This is a genomic window from Nocardioides pacificus, assembly GCF_054775955.1.
Window position 1 is genome coordinate 808,367 of the sequence record NZ_BAAHCI010000005.1, and the last position, 6,299, is coordinate 814,665.

Sequence of the window (6,299 nt, forward strand, 5' to 3'; positions counted from 1 at the left end):
GTTGGTCCTGACTGCAGGGGCCGTCAGCCGCGCTCGAGGACGAAGACCGGGATCTCGCGCTCGGTCTTCTCCTGGTAGTCGGCGTAGGCGGGCCAGACGGAGACGGCGCGCTGCCACCACTGGGCCCGCTCCTCGCCCTCGACCCGGCGCGCGACGTACTCGTGGGGCTCGGGACCGTCCTGGAGCAGCACGTGCGGGTCGGCCACGAAGTTGTGGAACCACTCCGGGTGCTCCGGGGCGCCGCCCTTGGAGGCCACGGCCGCGTAGGCGCCGTCGTGCTCGACGCGCATCGCGGGGTTCTTGCGCAGGGCGCCGGACTTGGCGCCGCGCGAGGTGATGACGACGATGGGGACACCCTGCAGGGTGTTGCCCTTGGTGCCGCCGGACGCCTCGTAGGCCGCGACCTGGTCGCGGACCCACTGGCTCGGACTGGGCTCATACTCACCGCTGAGAGTCATGGACTCAGAACACCACGTCGCGGCCCCGTGATCCAGAGTCCTGTTCCAGAGTCGGTAGCCTGCGGGCCATGAGCGCCATCGACGGAGTGTCGGAGATCTTCGACGCCGAGGCCTGGGACGTCGTGCCCGGCTTCGAGGACCTGACCGACCTGACCTATCACCGGGCGCGTGCCCACGGCACGGTGCGGGTGGCCTTCGACCGCCCCGACGTGCTCAACGCGTTCCGTCCCCACACCGTCGACGAGCTGCTGCGGGTGCTCGAGCACGCGCGCACCACCGCCGACGTCGGCTGCGTGCTGCTGACCGGCAACGGGCCGGGGGAGCGCCACGGCAAGTGGGCGTTCTGCACCGGCGGCGACCAGCGCATCCGCGGGCGCTCGGGCTACCAGTACGAGGCCGGCACCGAGGGCGGGGTGAACGACGCGCGCACTCCCGCCGACCAGGCCAGGCTGGGCCGGCTGCACATCCTCGAGGTGCAGCGGCTGATCCGGTTCATGCCCAAGGTCGTGATCTGCGTGGTCAACGGCTGGGCGGCCGGCGGCGGGCACAGCCTGCACGTCGTGTGCGACCTGACCCTGGCCAGTGCGGAGCACGCGCGCTTCAAGCAGACCGACGCCGACGTCGGGTCCTTCGACGGCGGGTTCGGCTCGGCCTACCTCGCCCGCCAGGTCGGACAGAAGTTCGCCCGCGAGATCTTCTTCCTCGGCGACGAGTACTCCGCCGAGGACATGCACCAGATGGGGGCGGTCAACAAGGTCGTGCCGCACGCCGAGCTCGAGAAGGTCGCGCTGGAGTGGGGAGCCAAGATCAACGGCAAGTCGCCCACGGCACAGCGGATGCTGAAGTACTCCTTCAACCTGATCGACGACGGGCTCGTCGGCCAGCAGCTCTTCGCCGGCGAGACCACGCGGCTGGCCTACATGACCGACGAGGCCGTCGAGGGGCGCGACCAGTTCCTGGAGAAGCGGGACCCCGACTGGACGCCGTACCCCTGGTACTACTGAGAAGGTGGCCTTCGTGACACGCAAGCCCACAGCCCTGGCCGTGGTGACGCTGCTCGCGCTCACCGGCTGCTCGGGGGAGGTCAGCGTCGGCTCGACCCCGAAGGTCAGCGAGTCGAGCCTCGAGCAGACCGTCCTCGAGCGGATGACCGACTATGCGGGCGTCGCGCCCGACGAGGTGGAGTGCCCCGACGGCCTCGAGGGCGAGGAGGGCAAGACCCAGCGCTGCGTCCTGCACGCCGGTGAGGACCGGGTCGGCGTCACGGTCACCGTCACCTCCGCGGAGGGCGACACCGTGAACTTCGACATCGAGGCGGACGACGAGGTCATGCCGTGACGCCGCCCGCGGCCGCCCACGCCTTCCTCGAGGCCGTCCGCGACGCCGCCGACGGCACGCCGTACGTCGTGACGCCGACGGCCGCGGGCTTCGACGTGACCCTGAGCATCGCGGACGCCCGCTGGTTCGCGCTCTTCAACCGCGCGGGGCTGAAGAAGGTCCACCTCCACCACGTGCAGGTCCAAGACGACGGGTCCTACACGATCACCGACGACGCCCGCAGTGTGGAGTGGGTCGCCGGTGTACCGCGGCTGGCCGCGACGGGCGAGCGGACGGTGGGCCGGGTCCGCGAGATCGGAGCGCAGAAGGTGTGGGCGTTCGACGACCACGGTCGCTTCGGCCCGGTCGTGGACTTCCGCTTCAACTCCGAGGAGGGCCGCGACCTGATCGTCGGGGTCGCGGACCACCTGGGGCTACGTCAGCGCCGAGGCGCCGCCGAGCGCATCGGCCTGGCCTTCGCGGTCGTCGGCGGCGTGGGCGCGCTGGCGACGGTGCTCCTGCTCGTGGTGGCCGCGCTGCTGGGCAAGTTCTGAGGGCGACTCAGGCGGGCACGTCGTCCGGGGACACGCGCACCGTGCGCATGAAGTCCTGGAACTCGCGTCCGATGGCCTCGAACTGCGCATAGGTGCAGGTCAGCGTGTAGACGAGGACGATCCGCTTGCGTGGATCGTCGACGTCGACGAGACCGGTGATGGTCTGCAGCTGGCGCAGGTCGTGCGTGCGGCCGTCGATCGAGACGACGGTCCCGATCACCTGGTTGACGGCCGGCGCATGCTCGGTGCCCAGCTCCTGGCGGCGCACCAGCTCCGCGTCCCCGGCCTGGGCGCGGACCTCGGCCACCGTCTCATCGGCGATGTCGACCAGCGTGACGGGGTCGGGACGCCAGCCACCGCGGATCGTGATCGAGGGCGTGTAGTCGTCGCCGGTGTTGCGACGCATGGCCAGGAACGCGGCGTTCTCGACCCCGACGGACTCGGGCGCCACGGCCTCCCAGTCTGGGCCGGGAAGCTCGAAGCGGATCGGGACGGGCAGCTGCTTCATCGGGTGGCTCTCCCAAGGGGTGTCGGGTCCGGGGCTGGGTGGTCGCTTGTGGGGTCGTCTGGGTGCGCGTCGGGGCAACGCCTCATCTCAGCAGACTCCCCAGCCCGTCGATGATGCCCCCTCCGGTCTCCCAGATCTCGGGGAAGTCGAGCGTGACCTCGGCACCGAGCTTGCCGCCGAGGCCCCAGGCGACGCCGCCGGACCCCCCGACCGTCAGCTTGCCGTCGTCCCAGCCGAGATCCACGTCGGCGGAGATCCCGGCGCCGGCCCAGCCCTCCGCGGTGGCGGAGCCGCCGATCCCGCCGATATCGCCCTCGGCCGTGCCCCCGACCTTGCCGCCGGCGAAGAGCTCGCCACCCCCGTGGAAGCCCTCCTTGCCCACGGAGACCTCGCCCTCGGCCTTGCCTCCGACCAGGAAGTCGCCCGAGACCGAGCCCTCCGCATAGCCGTACTCGGCGGAGACCGAGCCCTCACCACCGACCACCGTCACCGTGCCGTCGGCGTTGACGCGCAGGCCGTCGCCGTCGACGCTGGCCTCGGCCGACCCGTCGACCCCGAGTCCGGTGACGGAGCCGTCCGCGCCGACCTTGACCGGGCCCCAGTAGTCCTCCCAGCTGCCCTCGGCCCTGCCGACGTAGGCCTCGCCCTCCGCCTTGCCGAGGCTGATCTTGAAAGGGCTGCCCTTCTCGTCGCCCGTGGAGGGGCCGTGGCCGTCGGCCGGGTCCTTGCCGAAGGTCCTCTCCCACCAGTCCCACGAGAACGACGGACCCTCCACGCTGCCGTCGGCACCGAACGTGTCCCTGCTGCCCTGGGTCTTGGCCCCCTCGAGCTTGCCGAGTGCGAGCAGCGCCTTCTCGCCGGCCTCGTCGAGGTCCTTGCGGGCGCCGGCGAGGATCTCCTGCGCCTCCTCGCGCTTGGCCTCGCCGGGATCGACGAAGGGCCCGGGCCGCGCCGGCCGGATCGTCGGGGTCGCCGTGCCGAAGGGGCTCTGAGCGGGCACCGGGGCGCAGACGCTGTCGTTGTAGGCGGCCACCGCCTCGTTGTGCGCCAGGACCGCCCTGCGGGTGAGGCGCTGCCCCTCCTCGTAGGCGTCGATGGCGTCCTGCGCGTCGTCCTGGGCCTTGGTCAGCGCACCCGAGTACGTCGTCAGCGCGCTCGCCGCGGCGTCGAGCAGGTCGGTGTAGGCCGACCACTTCTTCAACTCGTCGTTGAAGTTGGCCTCCCAGGCCGGCTGGCCGGTGCCACCGCTCCAGCCGTCGACCCGGATGGAGCGCACCCGCGACCCGATCCGGGTGATCCGCGCCGACTCGTCGCTGAAGGCCTCGGCCGCGTTGTCGACGTGCCGCGGCTTGCCCGGCACCAGCTCCTTGGGGTTCTCGGTCGCGCCGAGCTCCTTCGAGGCCGGGGCGCTCACTGCTGCGGACCGGTGGGGAAGGGAGACAGGCGCGGACCCAGATGGCTGAAGGCCTCGCGGGCGCCGTCCTCGGCGTTCTCGTACTGCGTGGCGTGGAACTCCAGCGAGACGGCAAGGGTCTCCGCACCCGAGAACAGTGCCTTGCCCGCCTCGTCGCACTGCTTGCCGACGGCCACCACCCACTCGGCAAGCTCGGTGTGGCCGATGGACTCGGCCGTGACGTTCTCCAGGTCGAGGTCGTAGGAGGTGAGCGGGTCCGTCACCGTGCGCAGGCGGCCCGCCTGCTTGCGCAGGTTCTCGATCAGCACCTCATAGCCCATGGGGCACCCCTGTCGTGGTCAGCGTTCGCACGTCGGCGGTCTACCCGATTTGTCCGTCGTCGAACCGGAAAAGTTCGGGAGAACCCAGCGCGCACAGCATGCGTGGTCCACCCTTGGACGACCCCCGGCCCCCTGAAGCACGGCCGCCGAAGCACATCCCCCGAACCAGGAGCAGACCCATGTCCACCTTCACCCGCGCCAGCCGATGGCTGATCGCCCCCGCCCTGCTGCTCTCCCTCGCCGCGTGCGGCGAGAGCTCGGTCTCGCAGTCCGACCTCGAGACCCAGATCGACAAGCTCTTCACGAGCGAGACCGGCCTGGAGGCCGAGAAGGTCGAGTGCGAGGACGGCCTCAAGGCCGAGGAGGGCGCCAAGCAGCGCTGCACGATCACCACGACCGACGACTCGCTCGCCGTCGACGCCGAGGTCACCTCGGTCGACGGTGACACCGTGAACTTCGACATCACCGAGGTCGCCGAGTAGCAGGCCGGCACGCCGCGACGGTCCTCGGCCTATGCTCGAAGGGTGAGGACCGTCGTGCTGACCGGCGCCGGCATCTCCGCCGAGAGCGGGGTGCCCACCTTCCGGGACGCCGACGGGCTCTGGGAGGGCCACCGCGTCGAGGACGTGGCGACTCCCGAGGCGTTCGAATACCAGCCGCAGATCGTGCACGCCTTCTACGACGCCCGGCGCCAGTCCCTGCGCGCTGTCGAGCCCAACGCCGCGCACCGCGCGCTGTTCCGGCTCGAGCAGAGCCTCGGCGAGGACCTGCTGGTCGTCACCCAGAACGTCGACGACCTGCACGAGCGCGCCGGCAGCCGCCGGGTCGTGCACATGCACGGCGAGCTGCACTCGGCCCGGTGCAAGGCCTGCGACGGGCGGCACCGCTGGACCGACGACCTCGCGCACCAGCCGCCCTGCCCCGACTGCGGGCTCTCCGAGCTCCGCCCGGACATCGTCTGGTTCGGCGAGATCCCCTATGACCTGGACCTGATCGAGGACGCCCTGTCCGACGCCGAGCTCTTCGTCTCGATCGGGACCTCGGGCGCCGTCTATCCGGCCGCCGGCTTCGTGCAGGTGGCCCATGCGTACGGCGCGAGGACGCTCGAGCTGAACCTCGTGCGCAGTGAGGGCACCGACCTCTTCCACGAGGCCCGCCATGGGCCCGCCGGGCTGCTCGTCCCCGCCTGGGTGGACGAGGTGCTGGCCGACTGAGCACAATCCCGTGCGTGCTCTCCCCCTATGACCAGCGTCCGTTCCGGGTCCGGGTGGAGTGGGGGCCCGTCGGCGTGCGTGAGGTCGCCCGCCACACGACGTACGCCGTCGTGGTCGACGTCCTCAGCTTCACCACCACCCTCAGCGTGGCGATGGACCACGGGACCCGGGTGCTGCCCTTCCGGTGGAAGGACGAGCGCGCCGCCGCGCATGCGGCCGAGCACGGCGCGGTGCTGGCCCGGGGCCGCTTCGAGACCCGCGACCTGCCCGGCGTCGCCGGGGTGAGTCTCTCGCCGGCCGCCCTGCGGGCGACCCCGGGCATCGAGGCGCTCGTCTTGCCCTCGCCCAACGGCTCCGCGATCAGCGTCGAGCTGGCGGCCTCAGGAGTCGAGGTCGTCGCCGCGGCGCTGCGCAACCGGCGTGCGGTGGCGCAGTGGCTCGCCGAGCGGCTGTCGACCGATCCCGACGCGACGGTGTCGATCCTGGCGGGAGGCGAGCGCTGGGGGGGGGGGGG

Annotated in this window: 10 protein-coding genes; 6 read left to right on the forward strand and 4 right to left on the reverse strand. The window is 71.6% G+C overall.

Going from position 1 to position 6,299, the window contains the following annotated elements; translation table 11 throughout:
• Positions 1–23 precede the first annotated feature (23 nt).
• Complete coding sequence (locus tag ACYU7L_RS06435) at positions 24–458, reverse strand: nitroreductase family deazaflavin-dependent oxidoreductase (protein WP_460794507.1); 435 nt, start codon at positions 456–458, stop codon at positions 24–26.
• A gap of 68 nt (positions 459–526) precedes the next feature.
• On the opposite strand from ACYU7L_RS06435, the gene ACYU7L_RS06440 reads away from it, so the two are divergent.
• From ACYU7L_RS06440 to ACYU7L_RS06450, 3 genes are read left to right on the forward strand one after another with little or no spacing between them, the layout of a single operon-like run.
• On the forward strand, positions 527–1,462 hold the full coding sequence (locus ACYU7L_RS06440; protein ID WP_460794508.1) for a 1,4-dihydroxy-2-naphthoyl-CoA synthase: 936 nt from the start codon (positions 527–529) through the stop codon (positions 1,460–1,462).
• A 13-nt stretch (positions 1,463–1,475) separates the two neighbouring features.
• The gene (locus tag ACYU7L_RS06445) at positions 1,476–1,796 is read left to right on the forward strand and encodes a DUF4333 domain-containing protein (protein ID WP_460794509.1); all 321 of its coding nucleotides are present in this window, start codon (positions 1,476–1,478) and stop codon (positions 1,794–1,796) included.
• Positions 1,793–2,329, forward strand: coding sequence for a hypothetical protein (locus tag ACYU7L_RS06450; protein ID WP_460794510.1), 537 nt, complete (start codon positions 1,793–1,795; stop codon positions 2,327–2,329). Before ACYU7L_RS06445 ends, ACYU7L_RS06450 begins: the two co-directional genes overlap by 4 nt.
• Positions 2,330–2,336: 7 nt before the next feature.
• On the opposite strand, the gene ACYU7L_RS06455 is transcribed toward ACYU7L_RS06450, so the two are convergent.
• From ACYU7L_RS06455 to ACYU7L_RS06465, 3 genes are all read right to left on the reverse strand, one after another.
• Entirely contained in the window at positions 2,337–2,837 is a 501-nt protein-coding gene (locus ACYU7L_RS06455; RefSeq protein ID WP_460794511.1) for a hypothetical protein, read from the reverse strand.
• Between the two features lie 82 nt (positions 2,838–2,919).
• Positions 2,920–4,251, reverse strand: a complete 1,332-nt coding sequence (locus ACYU7L_RS06460) for a putative T7SS-secreted protein (protein WP_460794512.1) — start codon at positions 4,249–4,251, stop codon at positions 2,920–2,922.
• Positions 4,248–4,571 carry a hypothetical protein gene (locus ACYU7L_RS06465; protein WP_460794513.1) on the reverse strand — a complete coding sequence of 108 codons (324 nt, stop codon included), beginning with the start codon at positions 4,569–4,571 and terminating at the stop codon, positions 4,248–4,250. Before ACYU7L_RS06465 ends, ACYU7L_RS06460 begins: the two co-directional genes overlap by 4 nt.
• A 179-nt stretch (positions 4,572–4,750) precedes the next feature.
• Between ACYU7L_RS06465 and ACYU7L_RS06470 the strand changes: the two genes are divergently transcribed.
• The 3 genes from ACYU7L_RS06470 to ACYU7L_RS06480 form a co-directional block, all read left to right on the forward strand.
• On the forward strand, positions 4,751–5,053 hold the full coding sequence (locus tag ACYU7L_RS06470; RefSeq protein WP_460794514.1) for a DUF4333 domain-containing protein: 303 nt from the start codon (positions 4,751–4,753) through the stop codon (positions 5,051–5,053).
• 42 nt (positions 5,054–5,095) lie between these two features.
• A complete protein-coding gene (locus ACYU7L_RS06475) occupies positions 5,096–5,785 on the forward strand; it encodes an NAD-dependent deacylase (RefSeq protein WP_460794515.1) in 690 nt (229 codons plus the stop codon).
• A gap of 14 nt (positions 5,786–5,799) precedes the next feature.
• Positions 5,800–6,299 (forward strand): 2-phosphosulfolactate phosphatase (locus ACYU7L_RS06480; protein ID WP_460794516.1); only part of this gene is annotated, 500 nt, incomplete at its 3' end.